This window comes from Glaciimonas sp. GNP009 (genome assembly GCF_054343755.1).
Genome location: NZ_JBTGUV010000004.1, coordinates 2,270,959 through 2,294,479, shown reverse-complemented (window position 1 = coordinate 2,294,479; position 23,521 = coordinate 2,270,959). Strand labels below are relative to the sequence as shown.

General features: G+C 51.0%; 21 protein-coding genes. 13 read left to right on the top strand and 8 right to left on the bottom strand.

The features are described 5' to 3' along the window. A complete protein-coding gene (locus tag ACXX82_RS11025) occupies positions 1 to 360 on the bottom strand; it encodes a hypothetical protein (protein ID WP_458562916.1) in 360 nt (119 codons plus the stop codon). A 550-nt stretch (positions 361 to 910) separates the two neighbouring features. Here ACXX82_RS11025 and ACXX82_RS11020 point away from each other — a divergent pair. Together ACXX82_RS11020 and ACXX82_RS11015 are read left to right on the top strand one after the other, a co-directional pair. Further along, on the top strand, positions 911 to 1,135 hold the full coding sequence (locus ACXX82_RS11020; protein ID WP_322234606.1) for a hypothetical protein: 225 nt from the start codon (positions 911 to 913) through the stop codon (positions 1,133 to 1,135). Continuing rightward, entirely contained in the window at positions 1,135 to 1,407 is a 273-nt protein-coding gene (locus ACXX82_RS11015) for a type II toxin-antitoxin system RelE/ParE family toxin (RefSeq protein WP_458562915.1), read from the top strand. Before ACXX82_RS11020 ends, ACXX82_RS11015 begins: the two co-directional genes overlap by 1 nt. A gap of 267 nt (positions 1,408 to 1,674) precedes the next feature. On the opposite strand, the gene ACXX82_RS11010 is transcribed toward ACXX82_RS11015, so the two are convergent. Then, the gene (locus tag ACXX82_RS11010) at positions 1,675 to 2,517 is read right to left on the bottom strand and encodes an EamA family transporter (protein ID WP_323506306.1); all 843 of its coding nucleotides are present in this window, start codon (positions 2,515 to 2,517) and stop codon (positions 1,675 to 1,677) included. A 230-nt stretch (positions 2,518 to 2,747) separates the two neighbouring features. Between ACXX82_RS11010 and gcvA the strand changes: the two genes are divergently transcribed. Then, on the top strand, positions 2,748 to 3,638 hold the full coding sequence (gcvA, locus tag ACXX82_RS11005; RefSeq protein ID WP_458562914.1) for a transcriptional regulator GcvA: 891 nt from the start codon (positions 2,748 to 2,750) through the stop codon (positions 3,636 to 3,638). 89 nt (positions 3,639 to 3,727) lie between these two features. Then, on the top strand, positions 3,728 to 4,678 hold the full coding sequence (locus ACXX82_RS11000; protein ID WP_458562913.1) for a cupin-like domain-containing protein: 951 nt from the start codon (positions 3,728 to 3,730) through the stop codon (positions 4,676 to 4,678). Positions 4,679 to 4,734: 56 nt separating this feature from the next. On the opposite strand, the gene ACXX82_RS10995 is transcribed toward ACXX82_RS11000, so the two are convergent. Both ACXX82_RS10995 and ACXX82_RS10990 read right to left on the bottom strand, forming a co-directional pair. Beyond that, positions 4,735 to 6,159: a heavy metal sensor histidine kinase gene (locus tag ACXX82_RS10995; RefSeq protein ID WP_458562912.1), complete on the bottom strand. Its 1,425-nt coding sequence runs from the start codon at positions 6,157 to 6,159 to the stop codon at positions 4,735 to 4,737. Continuing rightward, on the bottom strand, positions 6,156 to 6,836 hold the full coding sequence (locus ACXX82_RS10990) for a heavy metal response regulator transcription factor (RefSeq protein WP_458562911.1): 681 nt from the start codon (positions 6,834 to 6,836) through the stop codon (positions 6,156 to 6,158). Before ACXX82_RS10990 ends, ACXX82_RS10995 begins: the two co-directional genes overlap by 4 nt. 106 nt (positions 6,837 to 6,942) lie before the next feature. On the opposite strand from ACXX82_RS10990, the gene ACXX82_RS10985 reads away from it, so the two are divergent. From ACXX82_RS10985 to ACXX82_RS10975, 3 genes are all read left to right on the top strand, one after another. Continuing rightward, positions 6,943 to 7,605 carry a hypothetical protein gene (locus ACXX82_RS10985; protein WP_458562910.1) on the top strand — a complete coding sequence of 221 codons (663 nt, stop codon included), beginning with the start codon at positions 6,943 to 6,945 and terminating at the stop codon, positions 7,603 to 7,605. 109 nt (positions 7,606 to 7,714) lie between these two features. Further along, positions 7,715 to 8,362, top strand: coding sequence for a cytochrome b/b6 domain-containing protein (locus ACXX82_RS10980; RefSeq protein WP_322234593.1), 648 nt, complete (start codon positions 7,715 to 7,717; stop codon positions 8,360 to 8,362). Beyond that, the gene (locus ACXX82_RS10975; RefSeq protein WP_322240332.1) at positions 8,362 to 9,120 is read left to right on the top strand and encodes a molybdopterin-dependent oxidoreductase; all 759 of its coding nucleotides are present in this window, start codon (positions 8,362 to 8,364) and stop codon (positions 9,118 to 9,120) included. Before ACXX82_RS10980 ends, ACXX82_RS10975 begins: the two co-directional genes overlap by 1 nt. 35 nt (positions 9,121 to 9,155) lie before the next feature. Here the strand turns inward: ACXX82_RS10975 and yghU are convergent, their stop codons facing one another. Then, positions 9,156 to 10,031: a glutathione-dependent disulfide-bond oxidoreductase gene (yghU, locus tag ACXX82_RS10970; RefSeq protein ID WP_458562909.1), complete on the bottom strand. Its 876-nt coding sequence runs from the start codon at positions 10,029 to 10,031 to the stop codon at positions 9,156 to 9,158. Positions 10,032 to 10,825: 794 nt separating this feature from the next. Here yghU and ACXX82_RS10965 point away from each other — a divergent pair. After that, on the top strand, positions 10,826 to 12,688 hold the full coding sequence (locus tag ACXX82_RS10965) for an ATP-dependent nuclease (RefSeq protein WP_458562908.1): 1,863 nt from the start codon (positions 10,826 to 10,828) through the stop codon (positions 12,686 to 12,688). A gap of 413 nt (positions 12,689 to 13,101) precedes the next feature. Here the strand turns inward: ACXX82_RS10965 and gyrB are convergent, their stop codons facing one another. The 3 genes from gyrB to dnaA form a co-directional block, all read right to left on the bottom strand. Further along, a complete protein-coding gene (gyrB, locus tag ACXX82_RS10960; protein ID WP_323506316.1) occupies positions 13,102 to 15,585 on the bottom strand; it encodes a DNA topoisomerase (ATP-hydrolyzing) subunit B in 2,484 nt (827 codons plus the stop codon). A gap of 229 nt (positions 15,586 to 15,814) precedes the next feature. Further along, positions 15,815 to 16,921 carry a DNA polymerase III subunit beta gene (gene dnaN / locus ACXX82_RS10955; protein WP_322234584.1) on the bottom strand — a complete coding sequence of 369 codons (1,107 nt, stop codon included), beginning with the start codon at positions 16,919 to 16,921 and terminating at the stop codon, positions 15,815 to 15,817. Between the two features lie 366 nt (positions 16,922 to 17,287). Beyond that, entirely contained in the window at positions 17,288 to 18,709 is a 1,422-nt protein-coding gene (dnaA, locus tag ACXX82_RS10950; protein ID WP_322234582.1) for a chromosomal replication initiator protein DnaA, read from the bottom strand. Positions 18,710 to 19,288: 579 nt separating this feature from the next. On the opposite strand from dnaA, the gene rpmH reads away from it, so the two are divergent. From rpmH to mnmE, 5 genes are all read left to right on the top strand, one after another. Next, on the top strand, positions 19,289 to 19,423 hold the full coding sequence (rpmH, locus tag ACXX82_RS10945; RefSeq protein WP_061535510.1) for a 50S ribosomal protein L34: 135 nt from the start codon (positions 19,289 to 19,291) through the stop codon (positions 19,421 to 19,423). A 23-nt stretch (positions 19,424 to 19,446) separates the two neighbouring features. Continuing rightward, complete coding sequence (locus ACXX82_RS10940; protein ID WP_416186794.1) at positions 19,447 to 19,860, top strand: ribonuclease P protein component; 414 nt, start codon at positions 19,447 to 19,449, stop codon at positions 19,858 to 19,860. A 99-nt stretch (positions 19,861 to 19,959) separates the two neighbouring features. Beyond that, the gene (gene yidD / locus ACXX82_RS10935; RefSeq protein WP_322234579.1) at positions 19,960 to 20,259 is read left to right on the top strand and encodes a membrane protein insertion efficiency factor YidD; all 300 of its coding nucleotides are present in this window, start codon (positions 19,960 to 19,962) and stop codon (positions 20,257 to 20,259) included. Positions 20,260 to 20,278: 19 nt separating this feature from the next. Continuing rightward, on the top strand, positions 20,279 to 21,967 hold the full coding sequence (gene yidC, locus ACXX82_RS10930) for a membrane protein insertase YidC (RefSeq protein ID WP_458562907.1): 1,689 nt from the start codon (positions 20,279 to 20,281) through the stop codon (positions 21,965 to 21,967). A 131-nt stretch (positions 21,968 to 22,098) separates the two neighbouring features. Continuing rightward, positions 22,099 to 23,496 (top strand): tRNA uridine-5-carboxymethylaminomethyl(34) synthesis GTPase MnmE, encoded by a 1,398-nt coding sequence (gene mnmE / locus ACXX82_RS10925; protein WP_322234576.1) that lies wholly within the window; start codon positions 22,099 to 22,101, stop codon positions 23,494 to 23,496. Positions 23,497 to 23,521: the final 25 nt, after the last annotated feature.

The following is a 23,521-nucleotide window of genomic DNA, read 5'->3' as shown; positions in this document are numbered from 1 at the left end:
TTAAGGTTGAGGATCGGTTGTATCAGTCACTGAGCGGATTTTGTCAGAGCGGTGCTTGCGTTGATCAATTCGGCTTTCTGCATCGTTCGCCAGCATCTGAGACGACATAGACACTAGGCGCAGCAAGCGGTCCGTATCTGCAACATCCAGCATTGGCGTTGTATCGCTACCTCTATCCATCGTACTGAAATACGCGAGATCAACGCAGGTCTGAATGCCTAGGCAGACATCCGTGGTCATCGCAATAAATTGTGCGTGTGGATCGGCTCTAAGGTGGAGCGGTAACCATGAAAATGCTTGATGGAGTGCCTCGGGAGCAGTTGACGAGGTGGGTTGGGTTGGGTTGGGTTGGGTTGGCATGTCTGCTTCTTGGATAATGTTTACTCCGCGCCCTGCTTCCAATTAGGGTGGGCGGCAAATAGCGGAGTTAGAAGACCAGTATCCAAAGCAACGGGCAGGCCGAAGTCTCACCACTATTGCCACCCGTAAAAGGCGCAACAAGTTGAACGTACGTTAAATGACCCTTTCGCGGTCTGTGCGCTTTGGATATATCAGGCTTCTAAACCTGTTCCCTTTCTCTATAGGGCCAAGAGATTATGGACATCACGCGCTATTTGGTGAAGGTTGATTGTCGCGCGATGACTTTCATACAATGATCCATCGCAGAGCTTGTGCGATACGGGCTTTTACCGATAGCGGTGACGAAACTTCAATCAGGATCATATCTTGCCCACGTTGTTCCTCATCCCGCTGTGCATGGTGACAACATTGGCCTTGATTGTGCTGCAAAGCATTTTTATAAGATACCTTTAAGATACTTAAAGAGTATCTATTAAGTAGCATAACGGTATTTAGTATAATGATGATGCTCATCATTCACAGGGAGGCCAAAATGGTTAAAGAAGTACAAATGTCAATCAAAATGGAGTCCGCATTACGGGACCAGTTTATGGCTGTCGCGGCAGATCGTCATCGTCCTGCCGCCCAAATTATTCGGGATTTGATGCGTCTTTACATTGCTGACTATGAAACCCCAAATGCGTTGACCGCTGAAACGCTACGTAAAAGCCAAAGAGGCGAAGATATCTTTAGCGCGGCCGATGCGACCGATCTGTTTAAACAGCTAGGTATTTAATGCGGCTGCCAAAGTATTCCGGACAATTCAAACTAGACGTAAAACAAGCGGAAAAGCGCGGCAAGGATATGCAAAAGCTACGCGATGTCATTACTTTGATTCTTTCGGGAGATACCCTTCCGCGAGAACTGGGTGACAATCCTCTAAAAGGTGAATGGAAGCCAAACCGTGACCTTCATATAGAGCCGGATTGGGTATTGATTTACACCCCAAACGCTGAGGCGGTTTACTTCGAGCGTACCGGCACGCATTCCGACATTTTTAGTAAGTAATGATCTTTGTGAATGCGACCCTTCTGTAGGTCGAGGTCACAATAGCAAATTCCTTGAAATATTCGAAAACGAAGACCTTTCTGCAAGAAAATCAAAACAGATTCGTAAATAATTTTATGTTCCAAAAAATAGGCTGACTCTGACCGTGAGGCACTATTGATAGGACCACCACTTCTGAATATTTGTAGTTAAACCTGCTCAAACATAGCGGAAAGCCGATCCCTGCAATTAAGGGGTAAATTAGTTGATGGCAACAGATACCCGCAATCAAAGCCCCAGACAAATCGCCCCAACCGCAACAATCACGCACGCAAACCAGCGCTTGCCATTGACTGCTTCCCCCAGAAACACGCGCCCCATCAGCACGGCGAACACCACGCTGGTCTCGCGCAATGCCGATACCGCGCCCATCGCACCGGACTGCATGGCCCAGATCACGATGCCATACGCCGCGATTGACACCAGGCCGCCAGCGACAGACGAACTGACCGACATGGGTGCCGTCCGTAATGGCGTCCAGATCGCCGCAAGCCCCCGCTTTGCGACGAACAGCACCGGCATCATCCAATAGAACAGGAACATCGCCGCAGTATAGGCGACCGCGTGGCCGTCGGATAAGCGCACGCCGATGCCGTCGATCACGGTGTAGAGTGCGATCGTCGCGCCAGTTGTCAGCGCGGCCAGCACACCCGCGCGCGACACGTGACGCCCTTGCAGCGCGAGCGCGATGATGCCGCCCGATATCATCACAATCCCGAGAACGTGCAAAGGGCCAATGGCCTCGTGTGCGAACAGCGCCGCGCCAAGCGTAACAAGCAATGGCGACGAGCCGCGCGCAATTGGATACGCTTGCGCCAGATCACCGTGGCGATATGACCGCACAAGGCTGACGTTGTAGGCGATATGCACAAGCCCCGATGCGACGATGTACGGCCACGCTGCGACGGGCGGCCATGGCATGAACAGGACGACAACCGTGGAGACCGCTCCGATGGCGATGCTCATCCACGTCATGGACAGGAACCGGTCACGGTTGCCGTGCAACATCGCGTTCCAGCTCGCGTGCAGCAAAGCAGCAAAGAGGACGAGACCACCGGTATAACTGAGCATGCGGGTTCCTGAAAAAAAGAGCGCGCTGGCGGGTGCGCCAGCCGTAAAAGTGCCATCAATTAGCGCGAGATAGCTGCGAATGAGCCGCGAACGCAAGGATGTCCCTCCGCTTTCTTTCGCCATCTCATCGCTATTTACGCCGATTAGGCGTGATGTAAGTAGGATATCTATCTTGCAGCAAGCTGACAAACCAGATAAATTGGACGTTCACGTTAAAAAAACTATCCTGAATGAAGCGAATATTGCCTCCACTCAATGCATTGCGTGCCTTTGAGGCCGCAGGTCGGCTCGGTAGCTTCAAGGAGGCAGCTACGGAATTGCATGTGACGCAAGGTGCGATAAGTCAGCACGTGCGCCTGCTGGAAGAGTGGCTTAGCGCACCATTGTTTGAACGACACAACCGGCGCGTGGTGCTCACTCCGGCGGCGAAGACCTATTTAGCGGAAATCGGCCCCTTGTTCGAGCAGCTTTCACGGTCAACCGCACAATATGGCTTTCCCACAACAGCCTCCCGCACACTATCCGTGAATGCATCCGCGACATTCACGCTGCGCTGGCTGGTGCCGAGACTGGCCAAGTTCCGCGCTGAGCATGTCGACGTGGACGTTAGGGTAGAAACGTCGAACGAGTCAGTGGAGAGTCTAAAAGATATCTACGACATCATCATCCGCGGCGGTCCGGATACCTTTTATGGCTACGCAATGCGACCTTTTCTGTCCGAGGAGAGAATGCCGGTTTGCAGTCCGGCACTTTTGCAGCGACTGCCGCTATGCATGCCAGAGGATTTGCGGCAGCATACGTTGCTGCACACGTCGAGTCTTCCCCGGCTGTGGCCGGACTGGTTAGTGAGCGCACAGATACCGGCGCTCAAGCCCGCCGCCACGCTGACCTTCGACCACTTCTATCTGACATTACAAGCTGCCATCGATGGAATAGGCATCGCAATGGGACCGACGGCGCTAGTCTCAGACGATCTCGCCGCTGGCCGACTTGTCGCGCCGTTCACCGGCCCGCGTTTGCCATCGCGCAGCTATTGCACCTATGTTCCGGATGGGAAATCCGCAGATGATCTTGTTATGTTGTTCCGCTCATGGCTTGAGAGTGAAGGGGCGGCGTTGTGAATGGAGATGGACCAAAAGTAGGACCATCGGTCAATCATCACTTTTGATCACTAACCACCTTCAGCCAAAAGAGAAGCGTATAGGAACATATGCCAGCAGAGAAAAATTCGATCAGCAGTAATCAAGCACTGCCACAACCGCGTGTATCGTCACGGTTGCCACCTATGCTTGCATTAAACGCCAAGACGCCAGAGGACGCTATCGCCAAAAAGCAGGCGCAAGAACGCAAGGATGCGCTGGTTCGCGGAATCACTTCAGTACAAGAAGTGCGTGACGCGATACGGCGCATCGGACGCGCGCTTCCGTCTATTTCCGCGGTGCCTCGAATTGGCATACTTGATACTGCGGCGTTTCGCAGGCGTGCCGCACAAGGCTTACCATTTGTGATCACGGGACTTGTCCGAAGGTGGCCTCTGTCCACTCTCACACCGCAAACGCTGCGCGACCACTTTGGCGACTTGCCAGTGCGCGCGAGGGTGGGCGACTATGTCAATACTGCATTCGCGTCTGATCGGGCCATGCAGGATATGTCTATGCTTGCGTATCTTGATCTTGTCGCCACTGACCCGCAGGATCTGCCGCCTTATTTGGGTAATTTGGAGTTACGCGCGTTAAACAAGCTGTGCTACTGGCCGACATATTTTGGCAAGATGGGTCCACCTCGCTTTTGGCTTGGCCCTTCAGGAACGGTGACACCGCTGCATTGCGACTACGACGATAATATTTTTGCGCAGATATGGGGCACCAAACGAATTTTTCTATCCCCGCCTCATCACGATGAATTTCTTTATACCAGCGAGGCGAATGCCATCCTGTTTGGCTCGCCGTTTAACCCAGAAGCACCGGATTTCGACACATTTCCGCTAGCGCGTAAGGCGACAATGATCGAATGCATTGTCGATGCTGGCGAGCTCCTGTATGTGCCAGCCGGGTGGTATCACCAGGTTCGCTCGCTGACGTTTTCGCTTTCCGCCAATCGCTGGGCCCGTGCTCTGCCGTTTGCACTGAACGGCGACCCATCCCTTCTGCGCCAGACCTGATAGCAAAATACTGTCAGCAGACTGTTGCACGCCCTACCATTGCGCGAGCCATTTTCTTAGGTTCGTGCGGGTATTTCCTGCGGCGTCTGTGGGAAATACAGGCTAAAACGGATCAGTCCCGCCGCCGAACAACTCACCTCGGCCCTGCCGCCATGCACCAGCATGATGGCACGCACAATCGCCAATCCCAGACCGTTCGATTCCGTGAATTCACTGCGCGATTTGTCGCCGCGATAGAAACGGTCGAACAAGCGGTCTAGCTGTTCTTGCGGGATCGGGTCTCCCTGATTTTCCACTTCAACGCATGTGCCCTGTGCCTGTGGCTTGGCGCTTAACCGCACGGTGCTTCCCGGCTGCGCATAGCGTACCGCGTTCACCGCCAGGTTGCTGACCGCGCGGCGCCACATCACCGGACTGACTTGCAGCTCGCCGCTGGCGTCCACCACCAGTCTGATATCGCGCTCTTCAGCCATACCCTCAAAATACTCGGCGATCTTGTGCAGTTCATCGGTCAATACCAGCGGTGTTTTTTCGACAGCGAGACCGGCATGGTCGGCATGCGCGAGGAACAGGATGTTTTCCACAATACGGCTGAGGCGCTGTAGCTCTTCCAGATTCGATTCCAGCACCTGCTGGTATTCACTGACACTGCGTACCTTGTTCAGGGTCACCTGAGTCAGTCCCATCATGGCGCCGATCGGCGTACGAATCTCGTGCGCGAGGTCGGCAGAAAACTGCGACAGGTGTTCATAGCCGTCGGAAAGCCGATCCAGCATGGCATTGAAGGATGCAGCTAGCCGCCGCAACTCTTGCGGCGCGTCCTCTTCGCGCAGGCGTACCGCGATATTGGTCGGACTGACTTCGGCGGCGCGCGCTGCCATCGACGTCAACGGCCGGAAGCCGCGCTTCAGCACCAGGAAAGAGAGCAGCGCTGCCAGCAACACCGATGTTGCAGCGGCACCAATCACCTGCCAATAGTATCGAGAAAGCATATGCGATTCTTGCGTCATCACATGGGCACCGACGATCACTACTTTGGTGCCATCACTCCCCACTTCGGCCTCGGCCGAGATCCAGCGCACACGCACGCCATCGGCGCGTTCACCTGTTTGCAGTACTGCTAATTTTAAGGGTTGATTCAAGCCCACCGGCAACATTGGCGGCGGCGTCATGTTATCCGGATTGACACGTACGAACGGTGCCTGACCCGGATAGGCGAACATCAGCACATCGCTCTCGCTGCCCAGCATGGTTTCAAACAATGTTGGCCGATCTTCCATCTGCTTGACGTTATAGAGATCGTGCAGCAACGTGCGGAAATGCTCTACCCTGCCAATCAGCGAATAATCGGCGCGGGTTTCCAGCGCGTGGCGGGCCGACGAATACAAGTACATGCCGAGACTGGTAACAATAGCGCAGGCAATCAGCGCGAACAGAAAAGAGACACGTGCGGTCAGTGAGCGGGTACGCCAGAGATTCATGGATTTTCAGAAAACATATAGCCGATACTACGCACCGTATGGATCAGTTTGTGGTCAAAGGGATTGTCGATCTTTGCGCGTAGCCGCTTAATGGCGACATCGACCACATTGGTGTCGCTATCGAAATTCATGTCCCACACTTCGGAAGCAATGACGGTGCGCGACAAGGCCTCGTCCTGGCGTTTAACTAGCAGATGCAACAGAAGAAATTCCTTGTTGGTGAGAACAATATCGATGCCCTGACGCGTGACCTTGCGCCGCAACAGATCAAGCTGCAAATCGGCAACCTGAAAAAAATCCAGCGCATGCGCCTCACGCACCACGCCGCGACGCAGCAAAGTGCGAATTCGCAGCAGCAGTTCGGTAAACGAAAATGGCTTGACCAAATAATCGTCGGCGCCCAACTCTAGCCCGCGTATACGGTCGTTTACATGGTCGCGCGCGGTCAGGAAGATGACCGGCAAATCACGGCGAGCGCGGATCGCAGTCATGATCTTCCAGCCGTCGGTACCGGGCAACATAACGTCCAGCACGACCAGGTCGTAGGAATTCTCCAGTGCCATGTGTAAACCGTCGCTGCCATTGCGAATCAAATCGACCGCATAACCTGATTCGCGCAGGCCTTTTTTGAGGTAGTCGCCGGTCTTTGGGTCGTCTTCGATGACGAGGATAGCCATGCTCATTCCTTGATGGTGATGAGACTATTCTATCAATTCGCACGCCACGAATAATGACAATATTGTCATTCAACTGTCACCGATAAGACACTTCGGCACGCCTACTATGAACTTCCCAGCAACTACCGAGACTATTCCCATGACAACTGCACAATTTTTACGTCGGCTTGTTCCCGCCCTGGCCGCAACGACTTTGCTCGCCTATGGCAGCGTTGCCATCGCCCAGACTACCGCTACGGCAGCGCCGGTGCGGGTGCGCGCCACCATTCAAAAAGTGACCGCCGATACTCTCGAAGTCAGCACCAAAGCCGGTAAGAAACTGACCTTGAAACTGGCACCTGACGTGGCGGTGATGTCGGTTAGCCATGCCGCCATCACTGATATTAAATCTGACAGTTTCATCGGCAGCGCCGCCATACCGCTACCTGACGGCACGCTGAAGGCGCTGGAAGTAACCGTCTTTCCGGCTGGCATGAAGTCGGGCGAAGGTCATTACGCCTGGGATTTGGGTAAGAAAAGCACGATGACCAACGGTACGGTCGGCGACGTCGTCGTCACCAGCGGCCGCACCATCACCGTCAAGTATCCCGATGGTGAAAAGAAAATCGTCGTACCAGCCGACGTCCCAATCGTGAGCCTAAACAAGGCTGACCGCAGCTTGCTGGTTGCTGGCGCCCATGGCGTATTTGTTGTTACCAAAGCCGCCGATGGTAGCGAAGTAGTAAGTCGCGCCCTGGTTGGAATCAACGGCGTAGTGCCGCCGATGTAAAGCTGTATCGCGGGAAGTCGGCGGTCCGGCGGTCCGGCGGTCCGGCGACCCGCCGACCCGGCAGCCGGGCTGGCCAGCTGACCGTAACGATTTTTGATAAGGTGTATTCATGGCGACTGCCGATAACCCCCGCCGCATCATTCATCCGTTGCTGGTGCGCATAGTGCACTGGATCAACGCCTTCGCCATCGTCTGTATGGTAATGAGCGGCTGGGCGATTTACAACGCCTCGCCGCTGTTCGGCTTTGGTTTTCCGCATTGGGCCACTCTCGGTGGATGGCTGGGCGGCGCGATCGCGTGGCATCTGGCGGCGATGTGGCTGTTGGGTGTGAACGGCCTGATCTATCTTGGCTACGGCCTGCTCGCTGGTCATTTCCGCCGTCATTTCCTGCCGCTACGATTCAGTGCCCTGCTGCGCGATGTAAAAGATGCGTTGACCTTAAAGCTGGCGCATCAGCCAGGCGTCTATAACACCGTGCAACGTCTAATGTATATCGGCGTGTTGCTGCTTGGCGTGCTGGTGGTAGCGTCCGGTTTATCGATCTGGAAACCGGTGCAGTTGGATGGTCTGGTCGACCTATTCGGCGGCTATGACATTGCACGCCGCGTGCACTTCATCGCCATGGCCGGTATCGTCGGCTTCGTGGTGGTGCATCTGGCGCTGGTGCTGATCGTGCCGAGCACGCTGCTGCCCATGCTAACCGGACGGGCACCCCGCCACTCCAGCAAAAAACTTATCAAGCAGGAGCAGCAATGATGAGCGAGAAAAAAAACAAACTGCTGAAAAACAGTGAGCTACAACCTGAACTGGTGCAACTGCAGCGCCGTCTGTTCCTGCGTTCGGGTTTGTCACTGGGCGCGTTATCGCTACTAAGCGGCTGCAACCTGCAGGATGGCGATCAGGTCGACAAGGTATTGTGGGCAATGTCACGCTGGAATGATCGTGTGCAAAGTATGTTGTTTCGCGCCAATCATCTGGCGCAAACCTATCCGGCCAGCATGATCACCAAGCCGTTTCCATTCAATGCTTTTTATGACGCAGATTCCGCACCGGAGATCGATGGTGATACCTATAAGCTGGAAGTCTCTGGACTAGTGCGTAACAAGGACAACTGGAACCTGGCGCAATTAAGGGCATTACCACAGGAGTCGCAGATCACGCGCCATATTTGCATCGAAGGCTGGAGCGCCATCGGCCAGTGGGGCGGCGTGCCGTTTCGCACTTTCCTGGCCCATATCGGTGCTGATACGACGGCAAAATATGTCGGCTTTAAATGTGCCGACCGCTACTACTCCAGCATCGACATGGCAACCGCATTGCATCCGCAAACTTTGCTGGCATTAGATTTTGGCACTTCACCGCTACCAACCGAGTATGGCTATCCGTTAAAACTGCGGGTGCCGACCAAACTCGGCTTCAAGAACCCCAAGCACATTGCAGCGATCTTCGTCACCAACGAGTATCCCGGCGGCTATTGGGAAGACCAAGGGTACAACTGGTACAGCGGTTCTTAGCCTGTCACCATCGTACCAGTTCAGCGAGACTTGCCCTAGGTGGAAGGGGCAAGCTTGTCTTCAGTGCGGAGGTCGAAATCGCTGGCGTCATGACGCTCGAGTAGTTGGTCGGAGGGTTCGCCCCACGCGCGGTTAACCTTGCGTCCGCGCACGACAGCTGGACGCAATGCAATCTCATCGGCCCAGCGCAATACATGCTTGTACGCATGCACGCTGAGGAACTCACCGGCCTCGTAAAGTTGACCTTTGACCAGCGCGCCGTACCATGGCCATACCGCCATATCAGCGATCGTATAGTCGTCGCCCGTCAGGAAGCGGTGCTCTGACAGTTGGCGATCCAACACATCAAGCTGACGTTTCACTTCCATCGCGTAGCGGTTGATAGGGTACTCGAACTTTTCAGGTGCGTAAGCATAAAAATGACCAAAGCCTCCGCCTAAAAAAGGCGCACTGCCCATTTGCCAGAATAGCCAGGACAAGCATTCGGCCCGCGCCGCGCCGCTGCTGGGCAGGAAGGCACTAAACTTCTCGGCCAGATACTGAAGAATGGCGCCGGACTCAAACACCCGCACCGGTGTTTCACTGCTATGATCCATCAGAGCCGGGATCTTGGAGTTGGGGTTAGCCCCAACAAATCCACTGCCGAACTGATCACCATCATTGATACGAATCAGCCAGGCGTCGTATTCCGCACCGGCGTGGCCCAAGGCCAGCAACTCTTCAAGCATGATCGTCACCTTGACGCCATTGGGTGTGGCGAGCGAATAAAGCTGCAACGGATGGCGTCCCACTGACAGGTCCTTGTCGTGCGTGGCACCAGCGACAGGGCGGTTGATGCTGGCAAACTTGCCGCCGCTTTCCTGATCCCAGGACCAAACTTTGGGTGGGATGTATAAATTTGCATTGCTCATTAGATAGCCTTTATAAGATCGCGCAGTTGGGGCGCGGAATACTGTTTAGTGTACCCAGAAGTGAAGACCCTCTCCCTTGGCGGTCAATTAGTCGAGCTGTGCCTCGTTCAGCCTCATTTGATCGAATACCCCGGTTTTTGGACTAAGTATTTTTTTTCGGCGAACTCGGGGCCTTCAAAATAATCAACAATGTGCCAAAAATCATCGTCAGGATGAGCGCTCAAGTGATCGTTGAAGCTGCCGGATTCAGGACCATCATTCATCAACTACATATCTGAAGCTAAAAAGGTTTAAGCAATTTTTGGAGCTGGGTGAAGTGATTCCAAACAGTAAACTTCGCCGACATCAACGGTATCGGGATTAGATAGTGCCCCGAATAGCGTAGTTAAATATCAATAAATTAATATTTTTCACATCACACACTTCCATCAATAAACCGAATTTGGGTTTGACTTTATCAAATTTTACGATCTTTTCATCATCTGTGATGTTACCCACCGGCCGCGACGGATCGTTAGCGACTTGTGGCGATTGGCCGGTAAAGACTGGAAGCAGCCTCACCGTTTATATTGATCATCATCAGATTTATCTAAAAGTGGTCATTCATGATGCTGTCAATGATGAAATAATTATTTCATACTCAACACTTCATCTTTATACTTAGCTTGCAACTTTTGCAACTAACGCCTGAATTCCGACTCCACCGCGCAAGCTTTATTAATCTTGGGATTGACTTTCGTGATTCAAGAAAGTGCGGTGCACGCCGTTCGCGTCTCCCATAAGGAACGATTTAGATGACTTTTCCAATCCAACTAACTGCGCAAATTAGTAGCCATAATGGTGAAATTGCTAGAACTTTAACCCTTCATAAAGGCCTGACGGTTCTTTTAGGCCCAAATGGTTCAGGTAAAACGCATCTTCTTCGAGGGCTAAAAAAGAGTTTTGGAAGCCATTTGATAGGCAAAAAGGTTCGTTTTTTATCTGCGGGCCGAATGGGCATGTTGGAACAATTCCGGTCAGACTACGACGGTCATCGTGGTGGCAGTCCTGGATATGATCAAGCCGTATATGGAAACAAAGGCGACTCCCACCGCCGCCATCAAATGGAGACCTTAAATGGTGACTTCCAAACTCTTGCCGCGCGATCAGATATTCTTATAAAAATCCAAGAACGCCTTAAGAAGCTTTTTAAGCGAGATATATTGATTGATTGGGATGGAGGAAGCCTAAAGATTCTGTTCTCTCATTTGGATAATCAATCTCAGCCCTACTCATCAGGACGGGAGGCATCGGGCTTGATGCATTTGGTAGGCATACTTTCCGCACTTTATGATGATGAAGTCGGCGTTCTGCTATTAGACGAACCAGAAGTTTCGTTACATCCCCAGTTACAAGCATTTCTTCTTAAAGAAATTATCAGCGTTGCTGGCTACCCTTCAGATAGTGGCAATAAGAAAATTGTTGTAATTGCGACGCATTCTACTGAAATGGTTCAATTAGCATGTCCTGATGACTTGCTATCGCTTGTATTTTGTTATGACCTCAACTCAGACCCTGTTCAACTGCCCGCAGGCGCAGGAGAACTTAGTAATACAAAAATTCGGGGATTAATTGCTCGCCTCGGACAAGAGCATAAACTATCATTGTTTTGCAAACGTCCGCTTTTAGTCGAAGGGCCTTCAGACGTCATGGTCTGTAGCGCTCTTTCAAGCAAGGCCGGAATTCATTTAGAGGCGGCTGGCTCGCAACTTCTTCCAGTAATTGGTAAGGGGCAGATGCCCATTGTCACAAAATTATTTCGTCTCTTAGGCAAGGAGCCCGTTGCTCTGGCTGATGCAGATGGAATTGCCGATGGCCTTACTTTGGTCAATCAATTCCTTACTGATAGCCGAGTGGCTGATCAAGATGCAGCTAAACACGGCTTCGCCTCAGCTAATGCCATGGCGACCGCAATTTACAATGACTTCTGCAAGCTTGTACTAGAGAGATGGGCTGAGATATCAGAAAAAGCAGAATTACATTCATATTGGGTCAACAAAAAAAATGGCGAAGATAATACTGCTAAACGTCGAGCTGTATTTTGTAGCCTTTTTTTATACCCTGATAGCGAGTTATCTACGTTATCGACAGACAACGCATGGAGCACTATTAAGCAAAGAATTTCTACTTTATTGGATATGCTAGAGAATTCTGGATTATTTATTTTAAGGAGAGGTTCTATTGAATCTTATTATCAGACATCAGATCAATTCACATCGTTAGGAAAGCCAAGTGCCGCAGCTGAGGAAATAGAATTCATCAGCCAACTTGATAAAAATCATATTCAAGAAAAATATGCCGATATTCTTAGATGCTTACAGTTTGCGGCTAACACGGAATCAATTTGTGAGGCAGACGCCTTGAGAGACCTTTTGCTTTCTGTTGCGGCACCGGCACATGCAAGATTAAAGGGAGGGGATCAGGCGAGTAACCCCAACGTTTTAGCTAGATCAATATTGGGCGATCGTTCAAAAATATTTGAGCTTGCCATCGAAGGTGACACTTTAGTCATCGACGTTGCCAGCAAAATATTAAACATCACTGGCTTCCCGCTTAAAATTAGCAAAGATGAGGACATCGTTAAACTCATTAGTGCGACACTAGCAAACAATGCATAGGTTAATCCGCCACCCATACAAATGGTAATTGTCGGTAACTAACGATTACTTTAATAATTCAAATCTTTTGATGTATATAGATCTGACCGGAAATGTTTGCTGCAATCGAATGTCGGCTTAAGGGTATTGATCTTCGATCTTAAAAAATACGAAAGTCTGCAATCGCTGCATTGCCGCCGCTCGGGACACTTTGGAGAATCCTCAAACCAGTTCGGTCTGAAGTAAAAAAGCCCGCGCACCGCGAAAGGGATGCACGAGCTTTTAAAAAGAAAAAATTCCTGCTGATTAAGCCTTACAGCCCTTCAGAAAAGGCCGACACGGATCAACGAATCTATACGGGGAGAACTTTCTTAATTGCAACTTTTCCAGTTTATGCATCCCAAACTGCCAACTTATGGGTATAGCTAAAAACATCAAACGTCAATATTCCCAGCCTGCAAAGCATTCATCTCAATAAACGCACGACGTGGTTCCACGTCATCGCCCATCAACGTCATAAAGATTTGATCGGCGGCAATCGCGTCGTCGATCTGGACTTTTAGCAAGCGGCGTACGGTTGGGTCCATGGTGGTTTCCCATAGTTGGCTTGGGTTCATTTCGCCCAGCCCTTTATAGCGCTGCTTGCTGACGCCGCGCTCGGCTTCGTCGCGCAGCCATGCCATGGCTTGATGGAAGTCGGTGATGGCGAATTCTTTGACTTTTTCGCCGGTTCCGCGACGGACCATTGCGCCCGGGCCAATGAGGCCTTTGAATGTGGCAGCGGCGTTGCATAGAACTTTGTAGTCCGAACTGGCGACAAAATCGCTATCGATGATGCTGGCTTTGACATTGCCGTGATACATGCGCTGGATACGTAACTGATGTTTTTCTGTTAGCTCGTCGGACCTGACGACGACTGTGACCGCAGGATCGCCGATTTCTTTGGTGAGCGCCTGCGCTGAAATTTCAGCATTTTCTACGGTGTCGAGTTGGAGCGTGACGCCGGTCATGATGGCGGTCAGGGCCGCACCGTCAATGGCGCGGGTCAGGCGCGTGATGATGGCGTTGGCGGTGTTGTATTGACGGACCAATTCTGTCAGGGCTGGGCCGCTGATTGGATCGGTGCCGGTACTTGGAATCAACGATGCATCGTTTAAGGCGACTTGCATCATGTACTGGACTTCTTCAACGTCATCTTTCAGATAACGTTCGTCTTTGCCGTGCTTGACCTTGTACAACGGCGGTTGCGCGATGTAGATGTGACCGCGCTCGACCAGTTGTGGCATTTGCCGATAGAACAATGTCAGCAGCAAGGTACGGATGTGGGCGCCATCGACGTCCGCATCGGTCATGATAATGATGCGGTGATAACGCAGTTTGTCGGCGTTGAATTCGTCTGGTCCGATACTCGTGCCTAAGGTGGCGATCAGGGTGGTGATCTGTTCCGACGAAAGCATTTTTTCGAAGCGTGCTTTTTCGACGTTCAGGACTTTACCGCGCAATGGCAGAATCGCTTGAAATTTACGGTCGCGGCCTTGCTTGGCTGATCCGCCCGCTGAGTCACCCTCGACGATATAAAGTTCGCAGAGTGCTGGATCTTTTTCCTGGCAATCGGCCAGTTTGGATGACAAGCCGAGTCCGTCCATGACGCCTTTACGACGTGTCAGTTCACGCGCTTTACGCGCAGCATCACGCGCGCGAGCGGCTTCGACAATTTTGCCGCAAATAATTTTGGCGTCGTTTGGTTTTTCTTGCAAATAGTCGTTGAGTGTTCTGGCGACGATTTCTTCTACAGGCAAACGGACTTCGCTGGAGACCAGTTTATCTTTGGTTTGCGAGCTGAATTTTGGCTCTGGCACCTTGACCGATAAGACGCAAGTTAAGCCTTCGCGCATATCGTCGCCGCTGGTTTCAACTTTGGCGCGTTTGGCGAAATCGTGTTCTTCGATATACTTGTTGAGCACGCGCGTCATTGCTGCGCGTAATCCGGTCAAATGGGTTCCGCCATCGCGTTGCGGAATGTTATTGGTGAAGCATAAGACTTGCTCGTTGTAGGCGTCGTTCCATTGCATGGAAACATCGACTGTTACGCCCTCTTTTTCGCCGGTTGCCTGAAAAATCGTTGGATGTAATACGCTCTTGTTTTTATTGATGTATTCCACAAAACCACGCGTACCACCTTCGAAGGCAAAGAGTTCTTCCTTACCGGAACGTTGGTCGGTTAACTTGATGCGTACGCCATTATTCAAGAACGATAATTCGCGGATACGCTTGGCTAGAATTTCATAGTGAAATTCAACGTGCGTGAAAATTTCTTCGTCGGCCCAAAAGTGAACTTCGGTGCCACGTTTGTCGGTGTCGCCAATGACTTTGATCGGCGATACGATCATGCCATTGATGGTTTCGATTTCACGATCTTGTGGGACGCCACGGACAAACTCCATGTAATGCACTTTGCCATCCCGACGAATCGTGAGCTTCAATAGCTTCGATAAACCGTTGACGCAAGAGACACCCACGCCATGTAAACCGCCAGAAACTTTGTAAGAGTTCTGATCGAATTTGCCACCCGCGTGTAACTCGGTCATGACGATCTCTGCGGCGCTGCGCTTAGGCTCGTGCTTGTCGTCAAACTTGATGCCGGTTGGTACGCCACGACCATTGTCGGTGACGGAAATCGAATTATCAGAGTGAATCGTGACGTTGATTTCGGTGCAATGACCGGCTAACGATTCATCAATCGAGTTATCTAATACCTCAAATACCAGATGATGCAAGCCGGTGCCGTCTGAAGTGTCGCCGATGTACATCCCCGGACGTTTTCGTACTGCTTCCAGACCTTCGAGGATCTGAATTGAGGACGCGCCGTACGTATCTGGTACCGGCTGATTGGTGTTGTCTTGTGGGATTGATGACATGGCTACCTTCTGAATAGACTGCTACAAAAACGTGAATCCAAGCGGAAATCCGCAACGTGCAGATTTCTTAAATGTGGCAAAGGGGCCGAAGCCCCAACGTCACGATGGCATTACTTTGACGATTTTTTGCGACCCGATATAACTTGCGATGCGACTTGTGATATGACGCGATATCGCATCATTTCACATAATGCTAAGTGGCACGACGCCACAATATCCTTTGCAGACACTAAATCCGCATTGGCATCACGACATACTTAAAATCAACATTTTCCGGGACAGTGATCAGCGCGGATGAATTAGCGTCACCGAGGGCAATATTAACGTTCTCGCCCTTCAAATTGTTCAATACGTCGAGCAAATACGTGACATTGAAACCAATGTCCACACTGTCTCCGCCGTAGTCGATTTCTAGCTCTTCAATCGCCTCTTCCTGATCGGCATTGGTTGAGCTGATTTTGAGACTGCCTGGTGTGACAACCCAACGCACGCCCTTGAACTTGTCGCTGGTCATAATTGCAGCGCGTTGCAACGAGCGCAGCAGACGATCGCGGCCGATGGTGAAATCGTTCTTATAACCTTTTGGCACCACGCGGGTATAGTCAGGAAATTTACCTTCAACCAATTTCGAGATCAACTCAATGTCAGCGAACGATAATTTGACCTGATTGTTGGCGATTTCCAACTGAACCGGCTCATCGGTTTCGTCCAGCAGGCGTTGCAACTCAATGATGGTTTTGCGTGGAATGATGACTTCCTGACGGGCAAACTCTTGCTCTGTCGCGACCTGGCAAAACGCCAGACGGTGACCGTCGGTGGCGACAGCGATGACATTATTGCCATCCAGCACCAATAGTAAACCGTTGAGGTAATACCGAATATCTTGCTGCGCCATCGAAAAATGGACCATGTTGAAGAGATGCTTCAAGGTCTTTTGCGGCAACGTGACGGTGGCGTTGTAATGCTCAGCTTGGGCGACGGTCGGAAACTCTTCAGCTGCCAACGTTTGCAATGCAAATCGGGACTTGCCGGATTGCACTGTCATCCGCTTATTGCTCAGTGTCAGCGAGACTTCACCGGACTCCGGCAATGCGCGCAGAATATCGAGAAGTTTACGTGCAGCAACAGTCGTTGCGACAACTTCTGAGCCAGTGCCAACATTTGCATTGGTCGTAATTTGCACTTCAATGTCAGTAGACAGAAAAGAGACTTTTTCGCCGTCCTTGCGAATGAGGATATTGGCCAGAATCGGCAATGTGTGCCGACGCTCGACAATACCACTCACGATCTGCAGTGGCCGGAGAAGAGTATCTCGGTTAGTTTTGACCAATTGCATAGCTATATCCTTATTATCTAAAATTCAACAAATATCGCTTCATTTTAACCATTCTGAGTGGCCTTGAACCAACCTAACAATGTAACTTACTTCGACTACTTATGAATGACATCAATAAGAAAAGTATCGGAGACTTGTACATTATCATCCGGTTTATGGTGCTATTTTACGTTTCCGACAGGAAATTCACCCACACTTATCGATTTAAAATCGCACTTTTGCATTTTTTCAATGAGATTGGAGCAGTATTTCGCACTGTAAAAAAACCACACTTGCGCGGACTCTACCATCACTAATCTCCAGGTTATCCACAGGCTGAAAGGCACAAATGTGGATAACTCGCCAACTGCATCATTATTCGTAGCCCTAACCTTTTAAGGTTTGCTCTAAAACGTGCAGTTCGTGGTTGCATTCGGGGTTTTTGGTCCGGTCGCCGGCGATTTTGCGTACGGCGTGCAATACAGTGGTGTGATCCCGGCCACCGAAAAGTTCGCCAATTTCTGGCAAACTTTTTTGCGTAAGCTCTTTTGCCAGATACATTGCAATCTGACGTGGCCGCGCAATGTTCGCAGGGCGCTTTTTGGAATACATGTCGGCGACCTTGATGTTAAAGAAATCCGCGACCGTCTTTTGAATATTTTCGACAGAAATTTGGCGATTTTGTACGGAAAGCAAGTCTTTCAACGCGTCTTTGACGATGTCAATGGTGATGTCTTTGCCATGAAAACGTGAGTACGCCAAAATCTTGCGCAGCGCTCCCTCTAGTTCACGGACGTTTGAGCGCAGATGTTTTGCAACAAAAAAAGCAACGTCATCCGAGAAGGTAACGCCTTCAGATGCCGCCTTCTTAAGCAAGATAGCGACACGCATTTCTAATTCCGGTGGCTCAATGGCTACCGTCAAACCGGAGTCAAAGCGCGAAATCAAGCGATCATCCATGCCTGTGATTTCTTTTGGGTAGGTATCACTGGTGATAATGATTTGTTTCTTTGCTGCAATCAATGCTTCGAAGGCGTAAAAGAATTCTTCCTGCGTGCGACTCTTGCCGCCGAAGAATTGAATATCATCAATCAACAACAAATCGAGAGAATGATAGTAACGCTTGAAGTCGTCAAAACCCTTACGTTGGTAAGCGGTCACTACGTCGCGAACGTATTGCTCAGCGTGGATGTAGCGAATCTTGGACGAGGGATTATCCGCTAGAAGCTGGTTGCCGATCGCATGAATCAGATGCGTTTTACCAAGACCGACACCACCATATAAAAACAATGGATTATAGGAAACACCCGGATTATTCGCCACCTGGATCGCTGCGGCACGGGCCAGCTGATTGGCTTTGCCGGTTACGAAACTATCGAAACTTAACTCCGTGTTAATCCGCGATTGGTCGCGACGCGCTATGACGGCGCTCGATTCTGCCTGCGCTTCAGGCATACGATCAAAGTGGTTGCTGCTGCCACCATGTCCAAATGTCGGCGACGAATTCGGATGCGCACCGTCCAGCGCTACCGGCATCGTCGAAACACTTGGTTTGCGGGCAACATTGGTGCGCGGGTCCAGCATGAACTGAACATCAATAGGCGCCTCCCAAAATTCTGCCGCCAACGTCGTGATGCGACTGGCGAATTGTGTTTTGACCCAATCAAGCTTAAATCGATTTGGCGCTGCGATACGTAGCTTGCCATCCTCATAATCAATCGGGGATAACGGTTTTATCCACGCACTAAATTGTTGAGGCGTCAACTCCTGCTCCAACTGAGCGGAGCAACTTTGCCAGAAATTTTCCATGAATCGTCTAAGTGAAAGAATGTGGAAGGAAGATCATTGCGCTCCAGGCCGGACCTTTTAATACCTGCTTTGGATCCTAGCCACAACCATGATCGGGACTTCTGTTCTATACGAACCAATATTTACGTTGGTAAATGTCGGTTCCTGTGTGGCTCTTTTTGCTCTATCGACGGCTGCTTTTACTAAGCGCGCAGTAAATAAGCGAGTGATTAAGTCAGATTCAGCCCATTATAGGGTTCTGAAATATCGCCAATAGAGAGAGCGCATGCCACAATAAGCTTCTATTCTACCCTTGCTGAGGAAAGTTATCCACAGGCACGGCGTTTACTTTCTGCGTTGTCGGGTCAACGCGTTGCGCATCAAAAATACGCTAAGTGATTGACAAACAAGCAGAAAATGCGTTCTAATCCAAGGTTCACCGCACGTTGAATTGCGAGATTGCAAACTTAACTGCTCGAATTGACTGCTCCGACACTGCGTTAAAACAGTAATTCGGTTCGGACCAGCTCGAACGGCTGGCAACGCGCAAAGTGTAAAGATCCGATTTCCGATTTATTTCTGCTGATTAGCGAGACCATAATGAAACGTACTTACCAACCTTCCGTCGTACGTCGTAAACGTACCCACGGCTTCCGCGCACGTATGGCAACCCGTGGCGGCCGCGCTGTGCTGAATGCACGTCGCGCCAAAGGCCGCAAACGTCTAGCAGCTTAAGCCGTATTCTCGGCGCAGCTTGCGTGACAGGCGACCGTTCAGAGAACTCTTCATCGAGTTCTATACTGAGCTTTCCCCGTGACCGACGCATCGTTAAAACGGATGAATTTTCATCCGTTTTTCGTTTGCGCCCAGTCTATAGGACTGCCCATTTTGTTTTGTACACACGCGTCAATCCCTTGCCTGATGCTAAGGCGCGATTAGGCGTAGTTGCCGCAAAACGACTGGCACCGAGAGCTGTTACGCGTAACACCGTTAAACGGGTTACGCGTGAGTTGTTTCGCCTGACATCTTTGCCGCCCATCGACTGTATTGTGCGTTTATCCAAACCGGTAAACACCAAAGCAGGTCCTGCCACGACTGCAAATCTGAAGCGGGAGTTGCGGAGCGAATTAGTCAAATTATTCGCCTCACAATGTATTGTCACCGCCGCTTAATAAATAGGCGACGGACGATAGACGATGGGCACGCGATGCGCATCTTAAGATTCAAAAGTGCTACAAAATAAGATGCCGAAAGAGATGCGGAAAGCAATCATGAAAGCGACTTTACTGTTCCTGTTGCGATGTTACAAATTGGGAATAAGCCCATTTTTGGGCCAGAACTGTCGTTTTTATCCAAGCTGTTCCGATTACGCTGCCGAAGCAATTCGTACACATGGTGCCTTAAAGGGCAGCATTCTGGCCGCCTGTCGGCTGGGAAAATGTCATCCATGGCACGCTGGTGGAATCGATCCGGTACCGTCCTCTCCGTCTGCATCCGCCGCATCCTGTGCATCCTCTGCCAAACCCTCTGCAACTTCCGCTGAACGACCATGCGGATGCAGCCATTCCTGAATCTTAGAGAACTACTCTTATGGATATCAAACGTACCGTCCTGTGGGTTGTATTTTCCCTGTCGCTGCTGTTCCTTTGGGATAACTGGCAACGTCATAATGGCAACGCGTCAATGTTTTTTCCGAACGCGAATCCGACAGCACCTGCTGCGGGCGCTGCCGGTGCTGCCGGCTCCACACCGGTTGCTGGTGCAACGACTCCTGGCGCGGCTGGCAATGACGTGCCACAAACTGCCGGTGTTGCCGGAACCGCTTCATCAGCTAGCGCTGTGCCTGATACGGCAGCCGCTTCAAAAGGCGAAACGATCACCATCACTACCGATGTTGTCAAAGCCGAAATCGACACAATTGGTGGTCAATTAAAGCGCCTCGAGTTGCTCAAACAACGCGACACGGTTGATCCTACCAAGAATCTAGTGTTGTTCGATTCAAGCCCTACGCGCACTTACCTGGCCGACACTGGTTTAATCGGTGGCAACTTCCCCAACCACAAATCAACTTTTGTTGCTTTGCCCGGTGCCCGGTCGTTGGATAATGGTAACCAGGTTCAACTGGTGCTGGAGTCCACGCAGGGTGGCGTCAAGCTGACAAAAACCTTTACATTTAAACGCGGCGATTATGCGATTGATGTGAAACACACGATCACCAACGAAAGCACTGCAGCAATCACGCCTTCGTTGTATCTGCAATTGGTACGTGACGGTAACAAGCCCGAGGGCGAGCAACGCTTCGTCAACACCTTCACTGGTGCGGCAGTCTATACCGAAGCGAACAAGTTTCAGAAATTTGCTTTCGAAAAGATAGAGGAGAAGAAAGCAGAGCATGCAACCAAGTCTAACGACGGCTGGTTCGCTATCATGCAGCACTATTTTGTTTCAGCATTTATTCCACCAGAAAACGCACCACGCGAAATTTTCACCAAAAAAGTTGCTACGAATCTGTATGCAATTGGTAACGTTCTGCCACTCGGCACGATTGCACCGGGTGCCAGCGTCACCATGGATTCACGCTTGTTCTCCGGACCTGAAGAATCGGCTGTGCTTGAGGCCACTGCCCCAGGCCTGGAACTGGTGAAAGACTATGGCTGGCTGACGATCATCGCTAAACCGATTTTCTGGTTGATGACGAAGATCCATAAAGTCCTGGGCAATTGGGGTTGGACCATTATCGCGTTGACAATCATGATCAAGCTGTTGTTCTTCCCGCTGTCGGCGGCAAGTTATCGCAGTATGGCAAAAATGAAAAAAGTCACGCCGAAAATGACGGCCATCCGCGAACGTCATAAAGGCGAGCCGCAAAAAATGAATCAGGAAATGATGCAGTTGTATAAAACCGAGAAGATCAATCCACTCGGCGGCTGTCTCCCGATCGTGATTCAGATTCCGGTATTCATTTCTCTATATTGGGTATTGCTCGCCAGTGTGGAAATGCGAAATGCGCCGTGGCTCGGCTGGATTCATGATTTGGCTGCACCAGATCCTTTCTACATTTTGCCGGTTGTGATGGCCATTTCCATGTTCATCCAAACCAAGCTGAATCCGAAACCGCCTGATCCAATGCAAGCTAAAGTGATGATGTTCATGCCGCTGATTTTCTCGGTTATGTTCTTCTTCTTCCCATCGGGTCTGGTGCTCTACTGGATCACCAACAATGTGCTGTCAATTGCGCAGCAATGGGTGATTACCAAAAACATGGAAAGCAAGAGCTAAACCAAAGCAGCGGTACGCTGAGCATGATTGTTAGCGACACACTGTCGTAAAAAAGCCCGTGAATATTGATTCACGGGCTTTTTTGTTTCTGCGAACCACTATCGGCCAAGTATCAAACGTACAATCCATCAATGTCACTAAATTCCTCTCCTATCGCTGCAATTGCTACCGCCCCTGGCCGCGGTGGTATCGGCGTCGTCCGCATCTCCGGCAAACAATTGGGCACAATCATACAAGCCGTCTGCGGCGTGGACGAAGCCCAATTGATGCCACGTCACGCCACCTATCTACCATTCAAAAATGCCGAAGGCGGTATTATTGATCAAGGGCTGGCGATCTATTTTAAAGCGCCACACTCTTATACCGGCGAAGACGTGCTGGAATTGCAAGGTCACGGCGGACCGGTCGTGATGCAGATGTTGCTGGCGCGTTGCCTCGAAGCGGGCCAGGAAATTGATCTGCGCATGGCGGAACCGGGCGAATTTACACAACGCGCCTTTCTGAACGATAAGCTTGATTTAGCGCAGGCAGAAGCTGTTGCCGACCTGATCGAAGCATCCACAGAAGCGGCGGCCAAATCGGCATCCGAATCGCTCTCTGGTGCTTTTTCCAAAGTCATTCATAGTCTGGTGGAGCAGGTTATCAACCTGCGAATGTTGGTCGAAGCGACGCTCGATTTTCCTGAAGAAGAAATCGATTTCCTCGAAAAATCCAATGCACGCGGCCAGTTAGAAAATATCCGTAGCACGCTTGATAATGTCTTCAGTCAGGCCGCCCAAGGCGCATTGCTGCGCGATGGGTTGAATATCGTGCTGGCGGGTCAGCCTAACGTGGGTAAGTCATCACTACTCAACGCGTTGGCTGGCTCGGACGTGGCCATCGTCACACCAATCGCCGGAACCACGCGCGATAAGGTGACAGAAACCATCCAACTCGAAGGCATACCGCTCAACATTATCGATACCGCCGGTATCCGTGATGCAGAAGAGGCCAACGATGAAGTCGAGCGCATTGGTATCGAACGTACCTGGACGGCGGTCGAAAAAGCCGATGTCATTCTGCATATGCTGGACGCCAATCACGGCCCGGCTTTGGCTGACGAGCGAATTGTCGCGCGTTTCCCTCAGGCCGTACCTGTGATTCGAATCTGGAACAAAATCGATGAGTCGGGACATCGTCCGGCAGTCGATCTGATGGGCGATACAACGCACATTTACCTCTCTGCAACAGATAATCTGGGCATGGATCTGCTGCGCATAGAACTACTTCGCATTGCTGGCTGGCAACAAACCGGCGAGTCGCGCTATCTAGCCCGCGAGCGCCACCTGATCGCGCTCAAAGCCGCCCGCGAACATCTGAAGTTCGCCTCGGAACACGCTACTTTAGACAACGCTGTCAGTGATCAATCGCTGGATTTATTTGCCGAAGAGTTGCGATTGGCACAAGATAAACTGAACAGTATCACCGGCGCCTTCACGCCTGACGATTTGTTAGGCGTTATTTTTTCACGATTTTGTATTGGTAAGTAATTGTTCAAGGTTGCCGTAAATCTCG

Coding starts and splice junctions, on each gene's coding strand:
- yghU (WP_458562909.1), bottom strand. CDS start 10,031: ATGAGCAATGCAAATTTATACATCCCACCCAAAGTTTGGTCCTGGGAT.
- ACXX82_RS10995 (WP_458562912.1), bottom strand. CDS start 6,159: ATGAATCTCTGGCGTACCCGCTCACTGACCGCACGTGTCTCTTTTCTG.
- ACXX82_RS11020 (WP_322234606.1), top strand. CDS start 911: ATGTCAATCAAAATGGAGTCCGCATTACGGGACCAGTTTATGGCTGTC.
- ACXX82_RS11015 (WP_458562915.1), top strand. CDS start 1,135: ATGCGGCTGCCAAAGTATTCCGGACAATTCAAACTAGACGTAAAACAA.
- ACXX82_RS10990 (WP_458562911.1), bottom strand. CDS start 6,836: ATGGCTATCCTCGTCATCGAAGACGACCCAAAGACCGGCGACTACCTC.
- ACXX82_RS11025 (WP_458562916.1), bottom strand. CDS start 360: ATGCCAACCCAACCCAACCCAACCCAACCCACCTCGTCAACTGCTCCC.
- gcvA (WP_458562914.1), top strand. CDS start 2,748: ATGAAGCGAATATTGCCTCCACTCAATGCATTGCGTGCCTTTGAGGCC.
- dnaN (WP_322234584.1), bottom strand. CDS start 16,921: ATGCAATTGGTCAAAACTAACCGAGATACTCTTCTCCGGCCACTGCAG.
- ACXX82_RS10985 (WP_458562910.1), top strand. CDS start 6,943: ATGAACTTCCCAGCAACTACCGAGACTATTCCCATGACAACTGCACAA.
- mnmE (WP_322234576.1), top strand. CDS start 22,099: ATGTCACTAAATTCCTCTCCTATCGCTGCAATTGCTACCGCCCCTGGC.
- yidC (WP_458562907.1), top strand. CDS start 20,279: ATGGATATCAAACGTACCGTCCTGTGGGTTGTATTTTCCCTGTCGCTG.
- ACXX82_RS11000 (WP_458562913.1), top strand. CDS start 3,728: ATGCCAGCAGAGAAAAATTCGATCAGCAGTAATCAAGCACTGCCACAA.
- dnaA (WP_322234582.1), bottom strand. CDS start 18,709: ATGGAAAATTTCTGGCAAAGTTGCTCCGCTCAGTTGGAGCAGGAGTTG.
- ACXX82_RS11010 (WP_323506306.1), bottom strand. CDS start 2,517: ATGCTCAGTTATACCGGTGGTCTCGTCCTCTTTGCTGCTTTGCTGCAC.
- ACXX82_RS10980 (WP_322234593.1), top strand. CDS start 7,715: ATGGCGACTGCCGATAACCCCCGCCGCATCATTCATCCGTTGCTGGTG.
- ACXX82_RS10975 (WP_322240332.1), top strand. CDS start 8,362: ATGAGCGAGAAAAAAAACAAACTGCTGAAAAACAGTGAGCTACAACCT.
- ACXX82_RS10965 (WP_458562908.1), top strand. CDS start 10,826: ATGACTTTTCCAATCCAACTAACTGCGCAAATTAGTAGCCATAATGGT.
- gyrB (WP_323506316.1), bottom strand. CDS start 15,585: ATGTCATCAATCCCACAAGACAACACCAATCAGCCGGTACCAGATACG.
- yidD (WP_322234579.1), top strand. CDS start 19,960: ATGAAAGCGACTTTACTGTTCCTGTTGCGATGTTACAAATTGGGAATA.
- rpmH (WP_061535510.1), top strand. CDS start 19,289: ATGAAACGTACTTACCAACCTTCCGTCGTACGTCGTAAACGTACCCAC.